This is a genomic window from Streptomyces sp. NPDC079020 (genome assembly GCF_044542225.1).
Taxonomy (GTDB): Bacteria; Actinomycetota; Actinomycetes; order Streptomycetales; family Streptomycetaceae; genus Streptomyces.
In genome coordinates this window covers 198,980-219,514 of sequence record NZ_JBITUB010000006.1, presented here as the reverse complement: position 1 = coordinate 219,514, position 20,535 = coordinate 198,980, and the positions used below count along the sequence as shown (strand labels likewise).

Below are 20,535 nucleotides of genomic sequence, written 5' to 3'. Positions count from 1 at the left end.
CCACGGGTACCCAAAGTGTGCGGGTGGACATACTCTCGGCCTCATGACGGACTCGCAGGCTCCTGTTGCCCCCCTCGGTACGAACCCCGTCGCGGCCGCTCCCGCGGGCGCGCGCACGGCCGCCGATGTGGTCACCCCAGAGGTGGTCGCCCAGCTGACGCGCGGGGTGGTCGGCTCCGGCCGTACGGCCAACCACACCCCCTTCACCGGGGAGAAGCTGGCGGACCTGCCCGAGTCCACCCCCGAGGACGTGGCGACCGCCTTCGAGCGCGCCCGCGCCGCCCAGCCCGCCTGGGCCGCGACCCCCGTACGGGCGAGGGCCGCCGTCCTGCTCCGCTTCCACGACCTCGTGCTCAGCCGCCAGTCCGAGGTTCTCGACCTCATCCAGCTGGAGACCGGCAAGGCCCGTCTGCACGCCCACGAGGAGGTGCAGGCCGTCGCCGTCGCCGCCCGGCACTACGGCCGCAAGGCGTCCTCGTACCTGCGGGCGAAGCGGCACACCGGCGTCGTACCGACCCTCACCAAGGTCACCGAGCTGCGCCAGCCGCGCGGGGTCATCGGCCAGATCGCCCCGTGGAACTACCCGTTCGAGCTGTCCGTGGGCGACGCCCTGCCCGCGTTCGTCTCCGGCAACGCCGTGGTGATGAAGCCCGACACGGAGACCGCGCTGACCGCGCTGTGGGCCCGTGACCTGCTCATCGAGGCGGGGCTGCCCGCCGAGGTCTTCCAGATCGTCCTCGGTGAGGGCCCGGTCGTCGGCCCCGAGGTCGTCAGCCGTGCCGACTACGTCTCCTTCACCGGCTCCACCCGCACCGGCCGCGAGGTCGCCCGGGGCGCCGCCGCCCGCCTGGTCGGCGTCTCCCTGGAGCTCGGCGGCAAGAACGCCATGCTGGTCCTGGCGGACGCCGATGTGGAGAAGGCCGCGGCGGGCGCCGTGCGGGCCTGCTTCTCCTCCGCCGGACAGCTCTGCATCTCCATCGAGCGGCTGTACGTCCACGAGTCGGTCGCCGACGACTTCGTGGCCCGGTTCGCCGCCCGTACGAAGGCCATGCGGCTCGGCAGCTCCCTCGCGTACGGCGCCGACATGGGCTCCCTCGTCGGTGAGCGGCAGCTGGAGACCGTCACCCGGCATGTCGCCGAAGCGGTCGAGAAGGGCGCCACCCTCGTCGCGGGCGGTGTCGCCCGGCCCGACATCGGCCCGCTGTTCTACGAGCCGACCATCCTGGACGGCGTCGAGGCGCCGATGGCCGTCTGCACCGAGGAGACCTTCGGGCCGGTCGTCTCCATCTACCGGTTCAGCGACGAGGACGAGGTCATCGGCCTCGCCAACGCCACTCCGTACGGTCTCAATTCGAGTGTCTGGACCAAGGACGGCAGGCGTGGCCACAAGGTGGCCGCGCGGCTGCGGACCGGCACGGTCAACATCAACGAGGGGTACGCCCCCGCGTACGGCAGCGTGCAGTCCCCGATGGGCGGCATGAAGGATTCCGGTCTCGGCCGGCGGCACGGCTCCGAGGGCATCCTCAAGTACACCGAGGCCCAGACGGTCGCCCAGCAGCGGCTGATTCCGCTCGCCCCGTCCTTCGGGATGGACGACGAGAAGTACGCGGCGTTCATGAGCCGCAGCCTGAAGGCGATGAAGGCGTTCCGCCTGCGCTGACCCGCGGCCCCACAGCCCCGTCGCCCCACAGGCCCGCAGCCCACAGGCCCGCAGCCCGCGGTCCCGTAACCCCACCGCCCCGTACCCCGGCGATCGCGCGTCCGCCGCGGCACTTCTGTCCTTTTCGTACCGAGGAGAGCCATGTCCCAGGACAGCCCTGCCCAGAATCGGCCCGTGAACCCGGTGCCGGCCGAGGACGACGCGGCGTACGACTACGACGTCCTCGTCGTGGGCTCGGGCTTCGGCGGTGCGGTGTCGGCGCTGCGGCTGACGGAGAAGGGGTACCGGGTCGGGGTCCTGGAAGCGGGCCGCCGCTTCACTCCCGGCACCCTCCCCAAGAACTCCTGGGACCTCAGGAACTACCTCTGGGCCCCGGCGCTCGGCCTCTTCGGCATCCAGCGCGTGCACCTGCTCGGCAACGTGATGGTGCTGGCCGGCGCGGGCGTCGGCGGCGGCTCGCTGAACTACGCCAACACGCTGTACGTACCGCCCGCGCCGTTCTTCGAGGACCGCCAGTGGGCCGGGATCACCGACTGGCAGGACGAGCTGAAGCCGTACTACGACCAGGCCGAACGGATGCTGGGGGTCCGGCTCAACCCGACCATGACCCCCTCCGACATCCACCTCAAGGCCGCCGCGCAGGCCATGGGCGTCGGCGACACCTTCCACCTCGCCCCGGTCGGCGTCTTCTTCGGCGACGGCAAGGACTCCGACGGTACGGCGAGGGCGAAGCCCGGCGGGACGGTCGCCGACCCGTACTTCGGGGGCGCAGGCCCCGCCCGCAAGGCCTGCACCGAGTGCGGGGAGTGCATGACCGGCTGCCGCCACGGCGCGAAGAACACGCTCAACGAGAACTACCTGTACCTCGCGGAGAAGGCCGGAGCGGTCATCCACCCGATGACCTCCGTGGTCGCGGTCACCGACGACCCCGAGGGCGGCTACCGCGTCACGACCGTCCCGACCGACCGGCGGAGGAAGGCGAGGCCCACCCGGCTGCGCGCCCGCCAGGTGGTCGTCGCGGCGGGCACGTACGGCACCCAGACCCTGCTGCACACCATGAAGGACCGGGGACTGCTGCCCCGGATCCCGGCACGCCTCGGCGAACTGACCCGGACCAACTCCGAGGCCCTGGTCGGCTCGCAGACCAGCGACCGCCGCTACCGCAGGAAGCACGGCGCCAAGAAGGCCGACTTCACCCGGGGCGTCGCCATCACCTCCTCGATCCACCCGGACGCCGACACGCACATCGAGCCCGTCCGCTACGGCAAGGGCTCCAACGCCATGGGCGCCATGTCCATCCTCCAGGTGCCCTACGGCGGCCGCCGGGTACTGGGCTGGCTGGGCAATGTGGTCAGGCACCCCACGCTCGCCGCGCGTTCGCTCTCCAACCGCCACTGGTCCGAGCGCACCATCATCGGTCTCGTCATGCAGTCGCTGGACAACTCCCTGACCACGTACCGCAAGCCCGGCGGGCTCGGCAAGGGCCTGCTCACCGCCCGGCAGGGGCACGGGGCGCCCAACCCGACGCAGATCGCCGAGGCGACCCGCAGCGCCACGCTGCTCGCCGAGGAGATCAACGGCTTCGCCGGCTCCAACGTGGGGGAGCTGATGGGGACCCCGCTCACCGCGCACTTCCTGGGCGGGTGCCCGATCGGGGCGAGTGCCGAGGACGGGGTCATCGACGCGTACCACCGGCTGTACGGCCACCCGGGAATCTCCGTCGTCGACGGCTCCGCGGTCTCCGCCAACCTCGGCGTCAACCCCTCCCTGACCATCACGGCGCAGGCGGAGCGGGCCATGTCCTTCTGGCCCAACAAGGGGGCCAAGGACCCCCGGCCCGCGCAGGGCGCCGCCTACGAGCGGCTGGCCGCGGTGGAACCACAGGCACCGGCGGTGCCGAAGGAGGCGTTCGGGGCGCTGAAGCTGCCGTTCCTGGGCATGCCCACCGTGCCGCCGAAGGGGAGCGCGGTCCCGTCGCAGGGGGAAGCCGCGGTCCGGGCGGACGGGGACGCCGTGCCCAATCCGTGATCTTGGCGAGGGCAACTCTTCGGACGGCTGCGTGGTCGAACCGGTACTGCCTCACAGCAGTCACACAGCTCTGTCGAGTCCCATGAGGTCCGCGATGACACGCCTTTCCCCGAGAACCGCGCTGCGCCGTACCGCGGGCGGTCTCGCCGTCGTCGGCCTGCTGGCCGCCGGTCCGCTCTCCGCCGGCGCGTTCGCGGCGGCCGCACCGGTGAAGGCGGCGGACCCCGTCTTCACGCTGGGCGGCCCCGCGCAGACCGGCCTGTACCCCTACCCGGCGAGCGGTTCGCCGCGGAAGTCCACCATCGGGATCACCGTCAGCAATCCGGCCGAGGACGGGGGGACGGGCGACTACCGGGGCGAGGTCACGTACACCTTCGACCTGTCCGGCGTCGCGGGCGTCGCCGACGTCGCCTTCGACGGCGAGGCGGGCGCGGAGTGCGCGGTCACCGGAGCCACGGCGGTCTGCCACGACGACAGTGTGTGGGCGGGTCTCAGCCTGCTCACCGACCTGAAGGTCGGAGCGGCCAAGGGCAGCGAGGAGGGCGACTCGGGCACCATCAAGGTGACCGGAGCGGCCGGGGGCGCAACCTTCACCCCGTTCACCACCAGGGTCACGGTCGGCGGGCCCGACCTCGTGATGAAGCAGCTCCCGTTCGACCAGGAGCCCGCCCCGGGCGACACGCAGAAGGCCCCGATCACCTTCACCAACAACGGCACCCGGGCCGCCGACGGGGTCCTGCTCACCCTGATGTACTCGCGCGGACTGGACCTCCCCCAGCGCTACTCCAACTGCGAGTACCTGGAGAACAGCGTCCCGGGGATGGGCGACTTCGCCTGGTCCACCGCGCTCTGCTCCATCGAGGGAGAGTTCGAGGCGGGTGGGACGTACACGCTGGCGACGCCGCTCACCGTCAGGACCACCGAGCGCGCGTACTACGACACCTTCATCTACCGCATCCACGAGGACGGCGCCGCCCAGCGCGCCGCCCAGCGCGCGGGCGCGAGCTTCGACCGGGGGACCGGCCCGGCCCTCACCCTGAAGAAGGTGCCGGCCGCCCGCGGGCTGGACCTCAACCCCCGGGACAACCAGCAGGAGGCCGACTTCCGTACGAAGAACACGGCCGACTTCGTGGCGTACGGGGACAAGGCGTCCGGCGCCGAGGGCGACACCGTGAAGGCCGGCATCGGCTTCCGCAACAAGGGCCCGGCCTGGATCGGCTACATCCGCTCCGGCGAGGACGTCGCCACGGTCGACTTCACCGTTCCCCAGGGGGCGAGTGTCACGGCCAAGCCCGACTCCTGCCGGGGCGTCTCGGCCGGCGGGAACCAGCGCGACGAGCAGCTCGGCGCCCCGCGCTACGTCTGTGACACCTCGATGACCGTCCGCGAGGACGCGGAGGTCACCCTGCCCTTCGAGCTGAAGATCAACGAGAAGCTGATCGGCGCCTCCGGCAAGGTCACCGTCCGCAGCACCTTCCTCTCGGACCCCGCGCTGCCCTTCGACCCGGAGCCGGCCAACAACTCCGCGCTCCTGGTGCTGAACGGTGAGGACTCCGGTTCCGAGGACTCCGGCGGTACGTCGGAGGGCTCCGAGGGCTCCACGACGGGCAGCACCGGAGGCTCGGCGTCCGGCACCTCCGGCGGGGCGTCCACCTCCGGTACGCCGGGCAGCGGCGGTACCTCGGGCACCTCGGGCTCCACGTCCGGGAGCACCGGTGCGGCCGGCGGCGGCAGCCTCGCCTCCACCGGCTCCGTCGCGCTCCTGGCGTCCGGCGCCGCCGCCGTCGCGCTGGCCGCGGGCGGGGTGCTGTACGCGACGACCCGGCGCCGCGTCCGGCAGGACTGACACCGGCACCGGACGCCCGGCATCCGGCACCCGGCAAGCACCGAGGGCCCCGCGGACCAGGAACGGTCCACGGGGCCCTCGGCTGTCGGCACCGGCGTTCAGGGCAGCGCGCGCCGGTGCCGTGGCGGCGCCGGGGGGTGCGCCGCTGGAGGAGGGTCCGTACCGGGCCGGCTCCCCGGCGCACCGGGGGCGTGGGCCCGTCGCACGCCCCCGCGGAGGCCGATGGCGAAGAGCTGCGGGCGGGTCGGGCCGTGGGGCGGGGAGAGCCGGGGCCGAGAAGAGCTGTGGGGCGAAATGACGCGGGAGGGGGGCGGACGGGGACGGGACCCCTTCGCATCGTGGTCGAAGGACTGCGCGCGGCGCAACCGTTCCGACCGGATGCGGTCGTCCCCGGGCGTCCCCGGGGCCGACCGCACATGGGGTGACCGGGCTGCTGTCCCCTGCCGACCGGTCACGTGCGCCGGAACGCGGTCCCACGACGTACCTGCAGTACGTCACACGTCCCGACGGAGCCACGCGTGGTTTCCTACCGATGCCGCCCCTGGCTGGCACGGACACCCGGACCAACGAAGCCGCTGTGGTCCCGGTCACGCGCCGTACGGGTGAGACCGGGACCGAACGCAGATACGGCCGTACAGCCGGGCAGGGGCGCACGGGGTCACACCCGGCCGCGGCACAGCTCCAGCAGCGTCATCGCGAGCGAGGTGCCGGGCCTGCCCAGCGCGTCGCGGAAGTGGGCGAGGACGTCCATCTCCCGGGAGAGGTTCACCCGGCGCCCTCCCGAGGTGATCCTGGCCTCCTGGATCACCGCCGAGACGGCCATCCGTTCCTGCACGAGGCCGATGATCCGGTCGTCGAGGACATCGATGCGCGCACGGGCGTCCCCGATCAGTGACGCGGCCTCGTCGGTGTGCGCGCCGGTCTGCTCGGTGAGGGTCTTCGTGGGGGCGGTGCCGCTGCTCATGGTGTGACTCCTGGTGGGGTGAGGCCCCCGGAGCGTCAGGCCCACGACGCAGAGCGCCCCGGGCCTGTCGGCCCGGGGCGCCTGGAACGTTGCTTGTCAGTTGCTCAAGCAGCACGACCATGGCAGCCGGCGGGCCGGATGCCATAGGTAAAGACGAAGGTCGTGTGCTGACGCATGGGGACAGTATGGCCCCGGCCCCGGCGTCCCACCAACGCCGGGCCCGGATCGTGAGACGCGCACGGCCGGTAGAATCGACAAAACAGACCCCTCATCACCGCCGGAAGGCCGCCCCCGTGCCAGCAGCACCCCCCGCCGCCCCCGACACCACGGCCGACGTGGTCCTCGTTGTCGACTTCGGCGCGCAGTACGCCCAGCTCATCGCCCGCCGTGTCCGTGAGGCCCGGGTCTACAGCGAGATCGTCCCGTCCACCATGCCGGTGGCCGAGATGCTGGCCAGGAACCCCCGCGCGATCATCCTGTCCGGCGGCCCGTCCTCGGTGTACGCACAGGGCGCGCCCACCCTCGACCGCGCGCTGTTCGAGGCCGGGGTCCCGGTGTTCGGCATGTGCTACGGCTTCCAGCTGATGGCCACCACGCTCGGCGGCACCGTCGACGACAACGGTGCCCGTGAGTACGGCCGCACCGGCCTCACCGTCTCCAAGACCGGCTCCACGCTCTTCGAGGGCACGCCCGCCGAGCAGTCGGTGTGGATGTCGCACGGCGACGCCTGTTCCGCCGCGCCCGAGGGCTTCACCGTCACCGCGTCCACCGACGTCGTACCGGTCGCCGCCTTCGAGAACGACGAGAAGAAGCTCTACGGCGTCCAGTACCACCCGGAGGTCCTGCACTCCACGCACGGCCAGCAGGTCCTGGAGCACTTCCTCTACCGCGGCGCGGGCATCGAGCCCAACTGGACGACGACCAATGTCGTCGAGGAGCAGGTCGCGCTCATCCGTGAGCAGGTCGGCACCAAGCGCGCCATCTGCGGGCTGTCCGGCGGTGTGGACTCCGCGGTCGCCGCGGCCCTCGTGCAGAAGGCCATCGGCTCCCAGCTGACCTGTGTCTACGTCGACCACGGGCTGATGCGCAAGGGCGAGACCGAGCAGGTCGAGAAGGACTTCGTCGCCGCCACGGGCGTCACGCTCAAGGTCGTCGACGCCGAGAAGCGCTTCCTCGACGCCCTCGCCGGGGTCTCCGACCCGGAGCAGAAGCGGAAGATCATCGGCCGCGAGTTCATCCGCGTCTTCGAGCAGGCCCAGGCCGAGCTCGTCGCGGAGGCCGGTGCGGCGGGCGAGGATGTCGCCTTCCTCGTCCAGGGCACCCTCTACCCGGACGTCGTCGAGTCCGGCGGCGGCACCGGCACCGCCAACATCAAGTCCCACCACAATGTGGGCGGCCTCCCCGACGACATCGAGTTCCAGCTCGTCGAGCCGCTGCGCCAGCTGTTCAAGGACGAGGTCCGGATGGTCGGCCAGGAGCTCGGCCTGCCCGAGGAGATCGTCCAGCGCCAGCCGTTCCCCGGCCCGGGGCTCGGCATCCGCATCGTCGGCGAGGTCACCAAGGACCGGCTCGACCTGCTGCGCGAGGCCGACGCCATCGCCCGCGAGGAGCTGACCGCAGCCGGCCTGGACCGCGACATCTGGCAGTGCCCGGTGGTCCTCCTGGCCGACGTCCGCTCGGTCGGCGTCCAGGGCGACGGCCGTACCTACGGCCACCCGATCGTGCTGCGTCCGGTCTCCTCCGAGGACGCCATGACGGCCGACTGGTCGCGCCTGCCGTACGAGACGCTGGCGAAGATCTCCACCCGCATCACCAACGAGGTCGCCGACGTCAACCGCGTCGTCCTCGATGTGACGAGCAAGCCGCCGGGCACCATCGAGTGGGAGTAGTCCCTCCCGCCGGCCCACGACCGATGCCGCCGCCCGCACGTCCGGGCGGCGGCATCGCCGTGTCCGCCGCCGGGCGGCGGCGCCGTCGTACCCGCCGGGCGCGGTAATTCGGTGGCGTGCCCGCCCGGCCCGTGCGAGGCTGCGCGACCATGTCCGCCGAAGAGATCCGCCCGCTCATTTCCGCCCCGCACAACCACCGTCTGACCTGGAACACCCCACTCTCCGAAGAACACGCGGCCCAGCTGATCGCGGCCTGCGCGACGGAGCCCGGGGCACGGATCGCTGACTTCGGCGCCGGCTGGGGCGAGCTGCTGATGCGCCTGGTGGAGTCGGCGCCCGGATCCACCGGGGACGCCGTCGAGACCGACCCGGACGCCGTGGCGCGCGGGCTCCGGCTGGCCGAGGAGCGGGGCCTCGCGGAGCGCGTGCGGTTCCACGGCGTACCCGCCGCCGAGTGGGCCGGGGCGGACTACGACCTCGCCGTCTCGATCGGCTCGTCGCACGCCTGGCCCGGCTCGACGGCACAGGCGCTGAAGGCCCTGCGGGCGGCCGTGCGGCCCGGCGGGCGGGTCCTGTTCGGCGACGGGATCTGGCTGCGCGAGCCGACCCCGGCCGCGCTCGACGGGATCGGGGCGGAGCCGGGCGACTTCGGATCGCTGCTCGAACTGATCCGGCTGGCGGAGAGTGCCGGGCTGCGCGCCCTCCAGGTCACCGTCGCCGACGAGCGCGAATGGGACGTCTTCGAGTCCAACGGCCCGATCGGGCGGGGCCAGCGCTGGGCACTGGAGAACCCCGGGCACCCGCTGTACGACGAGGTGATGGCCGAGGTCGACGCCCGCCGCACCGGCTACTACGGCGGCTACCGCTCGCAGTTCAGCCTCGCCTACCTCGTCCTCAGCGCCTGACTCGGTCCGCGATCGCACTGGCCACCTGTGGCAACCGGCGGTAACTTCCGATCCCGTACGCCGCCCGGGAGCCCCGAGGAGCCGCCATGTCCGAGCCCACCGCCCTGCCGTCCGCCGCACCGGAGCCGATACCCGTCGAGCAGCTGCGGTTCGCGATGCCGCCGGTGCACACGTCGCCGGGCGAGGAGCGCGCGTACCGCCGGGAGCGGCTGGCGGGGGCGCTGCGGCTCTTCGGGCAGCAGGGGTACGAGGACGGCGTCTCCGGGCACATCACCGCCCGGGACCCGGAGCTCACGGACTGCTTCTGGGTCAATCCGTTCGGGGCGCCCTTCGAGGACATCGCCCCGCAGGACCTGATCCTGGTCAACGGGGACGGGCAGGTCGTCCAGGGGCGGTTCCACGTCAACCAGGCGGCCTTCGCCGTACACGCGCAGGTGCACCGGGCCCGCCCGGACGTCGTGGCCGTCGCGCACACCCACTCCCTGCACGGGCGGGCCCTGTCCGCGCTGGGCGAGCTGATCGAGCCGATCACCCAGGAATCCTGTGCCTTCTTCGAGGACCACGCCCTGTACGACAGCTACACCGGGGTCGTCGTGAACGAGGAGGAGGGCCGCCGCATCGCCGCCGCGCTCGGCCCCCGCAAGGCGGTCATCCTGCGCAACCACGGGCTGCTGACCGTCGGGGACTCGGTGGACGCGGCGGCCTGGTGGTTCCTCACGATGGAACGCTCCTGCCAGGTGCAGCTGATGGCACGGGCCGCCGGGAAGCCCGTCCTGATCCAGCACCGGGACGCGGTCACGACCCGCGAGCAGCTCGGCAGCGACCTGGTGGCGTGGATCAACTACCAGCCACTGTGGCAGCGGATCAGTCGCACATTCTGACGACACGCGCCCCCGCCCCGCCCCGATGCGGTCCGTGGTCCTCCCGTACGGCACAATTCGCAGAAATCACAGGTGAGTTGGCTGTACCGGGGCGGGAAAGGGCGGAATTCTCCGTGGCGTTGGACGAGGCGAGGGCGAGCAGCACGCACGGCGGAGGCTGTACGTGCGGCGACTGCCCGCACGGAGCACGCGAAGGACACCGGCGAGCGGTGGCCGCCTTCCTCGCCAAACGCGACGAACTGGCGGCGGGCAAGGGCCTGCCCGCGGGCGTCGCCCGGTCGGCCTCGGCCTCCCGGCAGTGGGTCTCCGACGAGCTGACCGAGTCGGCCCGCGCGGTGGCCGCCCGCGGCCGTGAGGCGGGTGACGCCTGGCTCCACCAGGTGTGGCAGCGCACCCTGTTCGTGGTCTGGGGAGGCGTCGTCGCGCTGGTCATCGGCGAGTGCGTCACCGCCATCGGCGCGGGCTGGTCCACCGCTCGCACCGCGGGGCTGATCGCCGGGCTGGTCACCGCGGTCCTGCTGACCGGTGCCGCCCGCCTCCACCGGGCCCGCGGCGGCCTGCTCGCCCCGCTCATCGGGGAGGACAACCGGCTCTCCACCTCACGGACGGTCGCCGCGGTCTGGGTGCTGCTGGCCGTGTTCTCCGTGCTCGTACTCGCCCTCCAGCTGGCGGGCGCGTCCGACCACCGCGACCGCGACGCCCTGATCGAGGGACTGGACCTGGTGCGCTCCGCCGGAGTGCTCACGGTGCTGGCGCTGGTCTGCGCCGTGGCCGTCGTCGTACGCCGCGTGGTGACCGTACGGGTGCTGGCGCAGCGGCTCCAGAAGCTGCGCGCCGACCGGCCGCGCGCCGCCGATCTGCTGACCGACGACTCGGGGCGCGGCAGCTTCACCGATGTGCAGTACGTGCTGGTGAGCGCCGTCGCCGTGCTGTTCGCGGCGGTCCGGCTGGCCCGCCGCCCCGAGCAGCTGCCCGACCTGCCGTGGGGTCTGGCGCTCCTGGTGGTGGTGTCCGCGGCGACCTACTTCGCCGGGAAGTACGCGGAGGGCGGCCGTCCGGTCGTCCTGTCCGTCGTCCGGGCGCGGGAGGCCGGGGACCTGGACGCCCCGATCCGTACCGGGGACGACATCGAGATCCGGGGCGCGGGCTTCGTGCCGCCCGGTGCCGGCAGTCCCGACCGGCTGGCGCGGCTGGTCGTCAGGATCGGCCGTGTCCATGTCCATGTCCCGCTGATCCCGGTCGCCGGAGGCTTCGCCAATCCGGCCGACACGGTGCTCACCGTGCCCGTGCCGGTGGAGGTCGAACCGGGCGTCGTGGATGTGCAGGTCGTCACGGCCGCCGGGGTGGAGACCAACCGCTGCCCCATCGAGGTCACCGACTGAGGTCACCGGCCCGGGACCGCCCCGGACCGTTGCCGGGCAGCTCTGGACCGTCGGCGGGCCCTCTCCGGGCCGTCTGCGGCAGGCACGTCCGCCGATTGAACCGCAGCCCTGGTGAGCGGCGCGTTTCCGGCGTACGTATGGTCGGGTGACGGGTAATCGGAGAGTGGGGCATTGATGCGTGGCTACGGCGGTAATACGTACCTTCTGAACGAGCCGAGGCCCCTGCGCGAGCGGGCACGGGAGTACGCCCTGCTGCCGCTGCGGGTCTTCCTCGGCGTCACCTTCGTCTACGCGGGGCTCGACAAGCTGACGGACAGCTCGTTCATGTCCGCGAACGGCGCCGGGTCCATCGGCGAGATGATGCGCGCGGTGCGCGACTCCGCCGCGATCCCGGGCATGGTCGACCTGGCGCTGAAGAGCCCCGAGGGCTTCGGCTACGCCATCGCGATCGGCGAACTGGCCGTCGGCCTCGGCACCCTCATCGGTCTCTGGGCCCGGCTCGCCGCGCTGGGCGGCGCGCTGATCTCGCTGAGCCTGTGGCTCACCGTGAGCTGGCAGACCACCCCGTACTACTACGGCAACGACCTGATCTATCTGATGGCCTGGCTGCCGCTCGTGCTCGCCGGCGCGTCCGTCCTCTCCGCGGACAGCTTCCGGGCATCCCTGCGCCGCCGGAACATGTAGGCCACCCAGGTCACGGTGGCGGCCAGCCACAGGCCGCCGAAGAACAACGGGAAGAAGAAGGTCCAGGGGACGTTCCACGCCCCCGCCGCGTCGCCCGCGTAACCGGCGGCCAGGCCGAGCATCGCCAGGCCCGCCACCGCGCGGCCGGGCCGGAACTCATGAATCAGCACGGGTTACCTCCACCTGTCCGATGCCCACTTCCAGTCGCAGTTCGACCGTGCCGGCCGGCCCGCTGCCCTTGGGCGGGGCGTACGTGCGCTCGGTCTTCAGGTCGTTGGCGATGCGCACGCCCTGGCGCGGCCCGGCCTTCAGCACCCGGATGTCCCCGAGGCCCGCCTCCGCGTACACCTTCAGCGTCACCGCCTCGGGCACGACCACGGCGGCCCGGCCCGCCCCGACCTCCAGCCGGGTGCGCACGGTCCCGCCCGCGGGGACCGCGACCCCGGACAGGTCGAGCCTCGCGTCCCCGGTGCCCAGTTCGTAGCGCGGCTGGACCGCGGCGACCGAGGCCGGCCGCCACTCCTTGCGGATCCAGTCCGTGCTGATGTCCTTGGGCAGCGTCGCGGCGCCCGCCAGCAGCACCGCCGTGATCATCGCCATCATGATCGTGCCGAAGCCGGTCCGGCCGAGGAACGAGGCGATGACCAGGCCGAGGCCGAACACCGCGAGCGCGGCGGCCAGCCCGATCTGCAGACACGTCCCCAGCGGGTGGTTCTCCCAGCTCAGCCCGGTGCCCAGCCCCCCGGCGACCAGGGCGAGGAGGAACACGAGACCGCCGATCGAACGCGGGCCGCGGCTGCCGCCCGTGGCCCGCGCCGGCGGCCGGAACGGAGCGTCCGCGGTCGCCCCGCGCGGACTCGCCGCCGAGGAGGAGAGGCTGGTGTCCGCCGGACCCCACAGATAGCCCGGCCCCACCGGACCCGAGGTGCCGTCCTTGATGATCGGATCCCGCCACCAGGACGGGCTGCCCGGTGTCGGCGGCGCCTTCACCTCCGGCGGCGCAGTACCGAGGCCACCGGTGTGCGGGGCCCCCGCCGCGCTCTGCGCCCCCGTCGCGTCGAGCGGGTCCTCCGGAGCCACGGTCCTGCGGTGCTGCGTCCACACGGAGAAGCCGACCACCGCCAGCGAGAGCATCGAGGCGAACGCCAGGACGCCGCCGTTGCCCAGCATCGACAGGAACAGCCCGCAGCCGATCAGCGCCAGCATCAGGGCGACCAGCGACGCGCCCTCGACCCGGCCCGACAGCAGCCTGCGCGCCTCGTTCTCCTCCTCGCCCTCCACGGGGAGCAGCAGCCAGGCGAAGCCGTAGAAGATCAGGCCGATCCCGCCCGTCACCGCGAGCACCCCGAGCACGATCCGGAAGATCACCGGGTCCACGTCGCAATAGCGCCCCAGGCCGCCGCAGACCCCCGCCACCACCTTCTGCCGCGGGCTGCGGCGCAGCTGCGGTTTGGGTTCGGCCGGGGGCGCGGCGCCGGGGCCGGCGTCCTGAGGAGCGGTCATGAGTCCATGGTGACCGCCCGGACCTCCCGGCGGCACCCGCCGCGACCCTGGCCGATCCCTGATTTTGGCCCCCGGGTCCCCTGAGGGGCGGCGGCCCGGGGCGGGCATCAGGGTCGACTGGGGGGCGACCCTGATGCCGCGCCCGTCGCGTACGTGTGACGATCGGTGCATGCCGACCGCCACCACCCGAGCCGCCAGCTCCCTCGTGTCCGACCCGGAGGAGCCGCCGCCGCGCAAGCTGTACCGCAGCGCCGACGGGCGGCTGCTCGGCGGTGTCGCCCGCGGGCTCGCCGGGCACCTCGGGCTGCCCGTCGCCTGGGTGCGGTTCGTCTTCCTCGGGCTGTTCTTCGCGGACGGCCTCGGCGCCCTGCTGTACGCGGTGTTCTGGATCGTCGTCCCGCTCGGCGTCGGCGGGATCGAGGCACCGCGCTCGGTCTTCGAGACGGCCCCCGACGGCCGGCGCCGTCTCCGCAAGCCCGACAAGGGCCAGGTCTTCGCCCTGGTCGCGCTCCTCATCGGCGCCATGATCTTCGTCGGCAATGTCGACATGGGCAGCAAGGCCGACCGCTACATCTGGCCCACGCTGCTGATCGGCGCCGGCTCCGTCCTGGTGTGGCGGCAGGCCGACAACGCCCGGCGCGCCCGCTGGATGGAGGTCGGCCGCAGCCGCCGTGTGCTGCAACTGGCCCGCGGGCTCGCCGGAGTCGCCCTCGTCGGCCTCGGCCTCGCCGTCTTCCTCGTGGTCCGCGGCTCGGCGGCCCAGCTCGGCAACGTCCTGACCGCCGCCATCGCCGTACTGACCGGGATCGCCCTGCTGGCGGGCCCCTACCTGGTGCGGATGACCCAGGACCTCTCCGAGGAACGGCTGATGCGCATCCGGGCCCAGGAGCGTGCCGAGGTCGCCGCCCATGTCCACGACTCCGTCCTGCACACCCTCACCCTGATCCAGCGCAACGCGGACGACGGCGGCGAGGTCCGCAGACTGGCCCGCGCCCAGGAGCGCGAGCTGCGCAACTGGCTGTACAACCCCGAGGGCACCGGCAAGGACGAGGACGACGAGCCCGAGAACCTCGCCGAAGCGGTCAAGCGCGCCGCCGCCGAGGTCGAGGACAAGCACGGCGTACCGCTGGAGGTCGTCGTCGTCGGAGACTGCCCCCTCGACGAGCGGCTGACCGCCCAGATGCAGGCCGCGCGCGAGGCAATGGTCAACGCCGCCAAGTACGGTGGCGAGGGCGGCGCCGTCCAGGTCTACGCGGAGGTCGAGGGCCGCACGGTCTTCGTCTCCGTACGCGACCGGGGTCCGGGATTCGACCTGGACTCCGTGCCGGGGGACAGGATGGGCGTACGAGAATCAATCATCGGCCGGATGCAGCGCAACGGCGGTACGGCCCGGCTGCGTTCGGTGCCCGGCGGGGGCACGGAGGTCGAGCTGGAGATGGAAAGGGCGAGCGAATGACCGAGAACACCGAAGCCACCGGGGGCCCGGAGCGGCGGGTACGGGTCGTGCTCGTCGACGACCACCGGATGTTCCGCACCGGGGTCCAGGCGGAGATCGGCCGCACCGAGGAGACCGGGGTCGAGGTCGTCGGTGAGGCCGCCGACGTCGACCAGGCGGTCACCGTCATCACGGCGACCCGCCCCGAGGTCGTCCTCCTCGATGTCCATCTGCCGGGCGGCGGCGGTGTCGAGGTGCTGCGCCGCTGCGCCTCGATGATGTCGGCCGCCGAGAACCCGGTGCGCTTCCTCGCGCTGTCCGTCTCGGACGCCGCGGAGGACGTCATCGGGGTCATCCGCGGTGGTGCGCGCGGCTATGTCACCAAGACGATCACCGGTACCGACCTGGTCGACTCGGTCTTCCGGGTGCAGGACGGCGACGCGGTGTTCTCCCCGCGGCTGGCCGGGTTCGTGCTGGACGCCTTCGCCTCGACGGACGCGCCGCCGGTCGACGAGGACATGGACCGGCTGACCCAGCGGGAGCGGGAGGTGCTGCGGCTGATCGCGCGGGGTTACGCGTACAAGGAGATCGCCAAGCAGCTGTTCATCTCGGTGAAGACGGTCGAGTCGCATGTCTCGGCGGTGCTGAGGAAACTCCAGCTCTCCAACCGGCACGAGCTGACCCGGTGGGCGACGGCACGACGGCTGGTCTGAGCGGGGGCGGGCGGGGCGGCGGAGGGTTTGAGCGCCGGCGGGTCCGGGTGCCAGCGGGTCTGAGCGCGGGAGGGGCGGGGCGACGGCTGGTCTGAGCGTCGGCCGGTCCGGGTGCCGACGGGTCCGGGCGCCGGTCGGTCGGGGCGACGGCGGGTCTGAGCGCCGACCAGTAGGTGGGGCGACGGCTGTGCTCGGGGGAGGCCCGGACCGACCACGCCGACCACTCCGCCCCGTGCTGCCGCCCTGTGCCGCCCCCTGTCGTGCCGCCCCCTGTCGTACCGCCCGCCCCGGGTCAGCCTGTGGCCGGGGCGAGCGAGATGTTCAGCTTCTCGCCGATGCGGCGGTAGCCGATGCTCGCGTAGATCCGCTCCACGTCGCTGTCGCCCGGCTCCAGCCAGACGGTCCGGCAGCCCTGGCCGAAGGCCCGCTCCGTCAGCCAGGCCGAGAGCGCGGCGCCGATGCCCCGGCGGCGGAAGGTCTCCGCGACGGTCAGGCCGACCAGTTCGCTGAGACCGTCGACCGCGACGGAGCAGCCGCCCACCCCGGCGGGAGCGGCGTCGAGGGTGGCCAGAGCGACGATCCCGCCATCGGCCGTCGCCGTGCGGAGCCCCTGGGCCATCCCCTCCTCGGGTTCGCCCTCGCCGCCGAAGCCCTGGTGCTGTGTACGGGCGGCATCGGCGAACTCCGCGTCGGTGACCGGCACCGCGATCCGCAGCCCGTCCACCGGCTTCGGCGGGAGCAGCACCTCGGGGGCGCAGGCCAGGAGCGGGGCCCGGTTCTCCACGCCGAACCCGGCGGCCAGCAGCGCCGGTTCGACCGCCGGGGCCCAGTACGGCAGATATTCGAGCCGCGGCATCCGCTCCCGCTCGCGGAACGCCTCGATCAGAGCCGTCACATCCGCCGCGCTCGGCTCCGCGCCCCGGTCGGGGATGGCGTAATTCGCGTACTTCAGCGTCCAGAGCGGGTTGTGCCGCACGGTGAAGGGGCCCACCCGGTAGTGGTCGGGGGAGCGCAGGGCGAGTGTGCGGGCGTACTCCTGGACTTCGACGTCCATCGGTGTACGGGGGGCCATCGGCATACGGGGAGAGTCCTTCGGCGGGTCCGGTGTCGGCGCCGGGAGACTATGCCACCCGGGTCGCTCCCGCGAAAGGCATTTCGTCGAGGGGCGCGATGCGGACCGGTGCGCCGGGGCGCGGTGCGTGGATCATCCGGCCGCCGCCGATGTAGAGCCCGACATGGCTGATCCCGGAGTAGAAGAACACCAGGTCGCCGGGGGCCAGTTCGGAGCGGGAGACGCGCTGTCCGGCGTTGATCTGTGTGTAGGTGGTGCGGGGGAGCGAGACACCGGCCGCGCGCCAGGCGGCCTGGGTGAGCCCGGAGCAGTCGAACGAGGAGGGGCCGGTGGCGCCCCAGACGTACGGCTTGCCGATCGCCCCGTACGCGAAGCCGACGGCCTGGGCGGCACGGGCGTTGGGGGCCGCGGCCGAGCCGCGCGGGAACCCGCGGTCCGCGTGGGAGGCGCCGCCGCCGTGCCGTGCGTCGGCCGCGCGCTCGTAGTCGGCGCGCTGGGCGCCGGTCAGGGTGTCCAGGAGCCGCCGCGCGTCGGACAGTTTGCCGATGATCCGGGCCTTGTGTCTCTTCAGGTCCGCCTGGCGGGCGGCGAGGGTGCCGATCTCCTCCTCGGCCCTCGCCCGGACCCGGGCGACCTCGGTCAGCTGGCGCCGGATCCCGTTGAGCACGGTCGCCCGGCGGTCACCGGCCCGGTCCAGGAACGCGGCACGCTGGAGGTACTGGTCGGGGTCGGAGGAGAGCGCCAGCTGGACGGCCGGGTCGAGCCCGCCGGTGCGGTACTGCGCGGTGGCCAGGGAGCCGAGGTCGTGGCGCGAGGTGTTGAGGCGTTCGGTCCGGCGGGCGGCCTCGTCGCGCAGGGCGTCGACGGCCTTCGCCGTCGCGGCCGCCTTCTCCTTCGCCCCGTTGTACTTCTCGGTGGCGACCTCCGCGTCGTGGTACAGCCGGTCCACCTTGGTCTTGACCTGGGCCGGGGTGGGGCGGGGCTCGGCGTGGGCCGCCCCGGCACCGGCGGCGGTGGTGGCACTCGCCGCCCCGGCGAGTGCCAGGGTGGCCGCGGTGCGGGCAGCAGGGCCGGTGAACAGGCGCTGCTTGGGTTTCCGGTGGGCGGATTTCCGGTGCGCGGCCACGAGGGCTGCATCCTTCCTGTCGGCTGCCCGTCGGGGGCTACCGGCGGGCCCGCGAGGCCCGGAGGGCCGGCCACCACGGGGGGAGCGGCCGACCGCCGGACCTCGCGGCGGGGTGAGCGGGTGCCTCCCGGGAACGGGCGGCGCTGGAGAGCCGATCACCTGGAAGGGACGCTAATCGCGGGGCGCGGAAAAGAGTCGACATGACAGCTATTGCACGCATATGGCGTTTCACTGTGACGGAGTGACCGGAAGTACTGCCTCAAAGTCAGGCAATGCGTGCAGGTTCGGGCGAAATCCGCAAGAACGAGCCAAGAACGCTACACCTGGCTGTCGGGTGGTGCTACGGCCAGGGCCGCGATCCGCCGTTCGGGGCAGGGCCCTAGGCTGCGGAGCCATGGACGTACTCATCAATATCTTCGTCGCCCTGCACATCATCGGCATCGCCTCGCTGCTGGGAGGCTTCCTGACCCAGATGAAGGCGATGGGCGCGGGCACGGCGCGATTCGTTCCGGCCATGCTGCACGGTGCGCTGACCATGCTGGTCACCGGCGTCGCCCTGGTCGGGCTCAACCAGGCCGACGACCAGACCGTGAACAACATCAAGATCGGCGTGAAGCTGCTGATCCTGGTCGTCATCCTCGCGCTCGTCTACATCAAGCGGGACGAGGAGAAGGTCGACAAGGGCGCGTTCGCCGCGGTCGGCGGTCTGACGGTCGCCAACATCTTCATCGCCACACTCTGGACCTGAGCCGCCCGGCCCGGTCCGAAGCGCCCCGGTCCGAAGGCCCCCGGCCCTGAGCTCTACGGTCCGAGGGCCCCCGGCCCTGAATGCCCCGGTCCGAAGCGCCCCGGCCCGTAGCGCCCCAGCCCTGAGCTCTCCGGTCCGAAGCGCCCCGGGACGGCCTTCCACCGGCCGTCCCGGGGCGTCGCGCGGTCAGGCGGGGCGCACGCTGCCGTAGATCGGCATGTAGTAGATCGACTCCTCGCGCACGTTCGCGCCCGGCTTCGGCGCGTGGATCATCATGCCGTCGCCCTTGTAGATGCCGACGTGGCTGATGTCGTCGTAGAAGAAGACCAGGTCCCCGGGGCGCAGATCCGCCGTGGCCACCCGGGTGCCGACCTTCACCTGGTCCCAGGTCGTACGGGGGAGGTCGACCCCGGCCGTCTTCCACGCCGCCTGCGTCAGTCCGGAGCAGTCGTAGGAGGCGGGGCCCGTCGCGCCCCAGACGTACGGCTTGCCGATCTGGCCGCGCGCGAACGCGAGGACCTTCTCCGCCTTGGCGGCGTAGCCGCTGTCCGGTCCGGTGTCCGTCCCGCCGCCGGTCCCGCTCCCGGAGCCCGGATCCTTCGCGGCCTCCTCCTTGGCCTTCTGTTCGGCCTCCGCCTCGGCGGCGGCCTGCCGGCGGGCCAGCTTCTCCGCCTTGATCCTGGCCTCGGCCTTCTTCTCGCGCTCCAGCTCCGCCAGCCGGGCCTTCTCCCGGGCGGTCAGCGTCGACAGCAGGGTGCGCGCCTCGGTCAGCTTGGTCTGCACGTTCTGCTTGCTGGAGCGCAGCGTGGCCTGCGACTCGGTGAGCGTCTCCAGACCCTTCACCGCCTCGGTGCGCTTGACCGCCGCCGCGGACTGCTGCTCGCGGAAGTCGGCGACGGCCTTCTGCTGCTGGCTCGTCATCCGGTCCATCAGCTGGTCCTGGTCGAAGTACGCCTGCGGGTCGTCCGCCAGGAAGAACGTCGCGGTGGGCGCGATGCCGCCGGTGCGGTACTGCGCCGCCGCGTAGTTCCCGAGGGCGCGGCGGGCCTCGTTGACCTTGTCGGCGCGCTCGGCCACATCGTCGAGCAGGGCCTCGACCTTGGCGCGCTGGTTCGCGGAGGCCGTCTTTGCCTCGTTGTACTGCTGGGTCGCGGTGCCCGCCTGCCGGTAGAGGCCGTCGACCTTCTTGCGCACTTCCTCGATCGTGGGCTTGGGTTCCGCGGGCGTGGCCGTCGCGCTCTGGGTGGAGAGCAGCGTGACGGAGGCCAGTGCCGCCGTCGTCAGCCCGACGGCGGGAGTCGTGGTGCGCACCTTCGTACGCGGTCTGCGATGCGAGGCCAAGGCCGGCATCTCCTTCCGTGGACCGCCTGCCGGGTTAGCTGTCGGGTTCGGGCGGAACGGAAGGCTGCCCTACGGCCCCGTGGGGAAGGACCGATTCACCCCGGTACCGCTGGTGGGTCCCCGGTCCCGGGCTGCCGTCGGGCAGTACGGATTCGGCGGGGGCGTCCGCTCGGCGTGGTTCGCCGCAAGGGGGTACGGGGCGCCCGACCGAGCACGCTAGCCACCCGTGGGGCAGCTGTGAAGGTTGATGTTCGATATGCCCGATACATTTTCGTGACCTCGATGATTCGGGTCCGCGGGAAGCGGACACCGCCGCCTTTCCCCTACGCGGCGTGGGCACCCGGTCTCCGTACGTGCC

Annotated in this window: 17 protein-coding genes and 1 riboswitch; of the genes, 11 read left to right on the top strand and 6 right to left on the bottom strand. The window is 72.6% G+C overall.

Translation table 11 applies throughout. The features are described from left to right. Positions 1–43: 43 nt before the first annotated feature. From ACIGJO_RS14940 to ACIGJO_RS14930, 3 genes are all read left to right on the top strand, one after another. The gene (locus ACIGJO_RS14940) at positions 44–1,660 is read left to right on the top strand and encodes a succinic semialdehyde dehydrogenase (RefSeq protein WP_399957499.1); all 1,617 of its coding nucleotides are present in this window, start codon (positions 44–46) and stop codon (positions 1,658–1,660) included. A 141-nt stretch (positions 1,661–1,801) separates the two neighbouring features. Next, the gene (locus ACIGJO_RS14935) at positions 1,802–3,688 is read left to right on the top strand and encodes a GMC oxidoreductase (protein WP_399957495.1); all 1,887 of its coding nucleotides are present in this window, start codon (positions 1,802–1,804) and stop codon (positions 3,686–3,688) included. A gap of 94 nt (positions 3,689–3,782) precedes the next feature. After that, on the top strand, positions 3,783–5,534 hold the full coding sequence (locus tag ACIGJO_RS14930) for a peptidase (protein WP_399957492.1): 1,752 nt from the start codon (positions 3,783–3,785) through the stop codon (positions 5,532–5,534). 658 nt (positions 5,535–6,192) lie between these two features. Here the strand turns inward: ACIGJO_RS14930 and ACIGJO_RS14925 are convergent. Next, positions 6,193–6,498 carry a chorismate mutase gene (locus ACIGJO_RS14925; RefSeq protein WP_399957489.1) on the bottom strand — a complete coding sequence of 102 codons (306 nt, stop codon included), beginning with the start codon at positions 6,496–6,498 and terminating at the stop codon, positions 6,193–6,195. Positions 6,499–6,791: 293 nt separating this feature from the next. Between ACIGJO_RS14925 and guaA the strand changes: the two genes are divergently transcribed. The 5 genes from guaA (at position 6,792) to ACIGJO_RS14900 (ending at position 12,239) form a co-directional block, all read left to right on the top strand. Beyond that, positions 6,792–8,387 carry a glutamine-hydrolyzing GMP synthase gene (guaA, locus tag ACIGJO_RS14920; protein ID WP_399957486.1) on the top strand — a complete coding sequence of 532 codons (1,596 nt, stop codon included), beginning with the start codon at positions 6,792–6,794 and terminating at the stop codon, positions 8,385–8,387. 149 nt (positions 8,388–8,536) lie between these two features. Further along, on the top strand, positions 8,537–9,292 hold the full coding sequence (locus ACIGJO_RS14915) for an SAM-dependent methyltransferase (protein WP_399957483.1): 756 nt from the start codon (positions 8,537–8,539) through the stop codon (positions 9,290–9,292). An 86-nt stretch (positions 9,293–9,378) separates the two neighbouring features. Continuing rightward, complete coding sequence (locus ACIGJO_RS14910) at positions 9,379–10,173, top strand: class II aldolase/adducin family protein (RefSeq protein WP_399957480.1); 795 nt, start codon at positions 9,379–9,381, stop codon at positions 10,171–10,173. 113 nt (positions 10,174–10,286) lie between these two features. Beyond that, on the top strand, positions 10,287–11,555 hold the full coding sequence (locus ACIGJO_RS14905; RefSeq protein WP_399957477.1) for a hypothetical protein: 1,269 nt from the start codon (positions 10,287–10,289) through the stop codon (positions 11,553–11,555). A gap of 174 nt (positions 11,556–11,729) precedes the next feature. Then, a complete protein-coding gene (locus tag ACIGJO_RS14900; RefSeq protein ID WP_399957474.1) occupies positions 11,730–12,239 on the top strand; it encodes a DoxX family protein in 510 nt (169 codons plus the stop codon). On the opposite strand, the gene ACIGJO_RS14895 is transcribed toward ACIGJO_RS14900, so the two are convergent. Both ACIGJO_RS14895 and ACIGJO_RS14890 read right to left on the bottom strand, forming a co-directional pair. Continuing rightward, positions 12,146–12,409 (bottom strand): hypothetical protein, encoded by a 264-nt coding sequence (locus tag ACIGJO_RS14895; RefSeq protein WP_399957472.1) that lies wholly within the window; start codon positions 12,407–12,409, stop codon positions 12,146–12,148. The genes ACIGJO_RS14900 and ACIGJO_RS14895 overlap by 94 nt on opposite strands. Beyond that, the gene (locus tag ACIGJO_RS14890) at positions 12,396–13,742 is read right to left on the bottom strand and encodes a PspC domain-containing protein (RefSeq protein WP_399957468.1); all 1,347 of its coding nucleotides are present in this window, start codon (positions 13,740–13,742) and stop codon (positions 12,396–12,398) included. The genes ACIGJO_RS14895 and ACIGJO_RS14890 overlap by 14 nt, the downstream gene beginning before the upstream one ends. A 169-nt stretch (positions 13,743–13,911) precedes the next feature. Here ACIGJO_RS14890 and ACIGJO_RS14885 point away from each other — a divergent pair, with 169 nt between their 5' ends. Further along, positions 13,912–15,198 carry a PspC domain-containing protein gene (locus tag ACIGJO_RS14885; protein WP_399957465.1) on the top strand — a complete coding sequence of 429 codons (1,287 nt, stop codon included), beginning with the start codon at positions 13,912–13,914 and terminating at the stop codon, positions 15,196–15,198. Beyond that, on the top strand, positions 15,195–15,890 hold the full coding sequence (locus tag ACIGJO_RS14880) for a response regulator transcription factor (RefSeq protein WP_266923022.1): 696 nt from the start codon (positions 15,195–15,197) through the stop codon (positions 15,888–15,890). Before ACIGJO_RS14885 ends, ACIGJO_RS14880 begins: the two co-directional genes overlap by 4 nt. 292 nt (positions 15,891–16,182) lie before the next feature. Here the strand turns inward: ACIGJO_RS14880 and ACIGJO_RS14875 are convergent, their stop codons facing one another. Both ACIGJO_RS14875 and ACIGJO_RS14870 read right to left on the bottom strand, forming a co-directional pair. Continuing rightward, the gene (locus ACIGJO_RS14875) at positions 16,183–16,944 is read right to left on the bottom strand and encodes a GNAT family N-acetyltransferase (RefSeq protein WP_399958148.1); all 762 of its coding nucleotides are present in this window, start codon (positions 16,942–16,944) and stop codon (positions 16,183–16,185) included. A 67-nt stretch (positions 16,945–17,011) separates the two neighbouring features. After that, positions 17,012–18,088: an NlpC/P60 family protein gene (locus ACIGJO_RS14870; RefSeq protein ID WP_399957461.1), complete on the bottom strand. Its 1,077-nt coding sequence runs from the start codon at positions 18,086–18,088 to the stop codon at positions 17,012–17,014. 394 nt (positions 18,089–18,482) lie between these two features. On the opposite strand from ACIGJO_RS14870, the gene ACIGJO_RS14865 reads away from it, so the two are divergent. Beyond that, complete coding sequence (locus ACIGJO_RS14865; protein WP_266923024.1) at positions 18,483–18,836, top strand: hypothetical protein; 354 nt, start codon at positions 18,483–18,485, stop codon at positions 18,834–18,836. Between the two features lie 186 nt (positions 18,837–19,022). On the opposite strand, the gene ACIGJO_RS14860 is transcribed toward ACIGJO_RS14865, so the two are convergent. Further along, a complete protein-coding gene (locus ACIGJO_RS14860; RefSeq protein ID WP_399957457.1) occupies positions 19,023–20,186 on the bottom strand; it encodes an NlpC/P60 family protein in 1,164 nt (387 codons plus the stop codon). After that, a riboswitch (cyclic di-AMP (ydaO/yuaA leader) is annotated at positions 20,185–20,345 on the bottom strand. (Overlaps the previous gene by 2 nt.) Between the last annotated feature and the right edge of the window lie 190 nt (positions 20,346–20,535).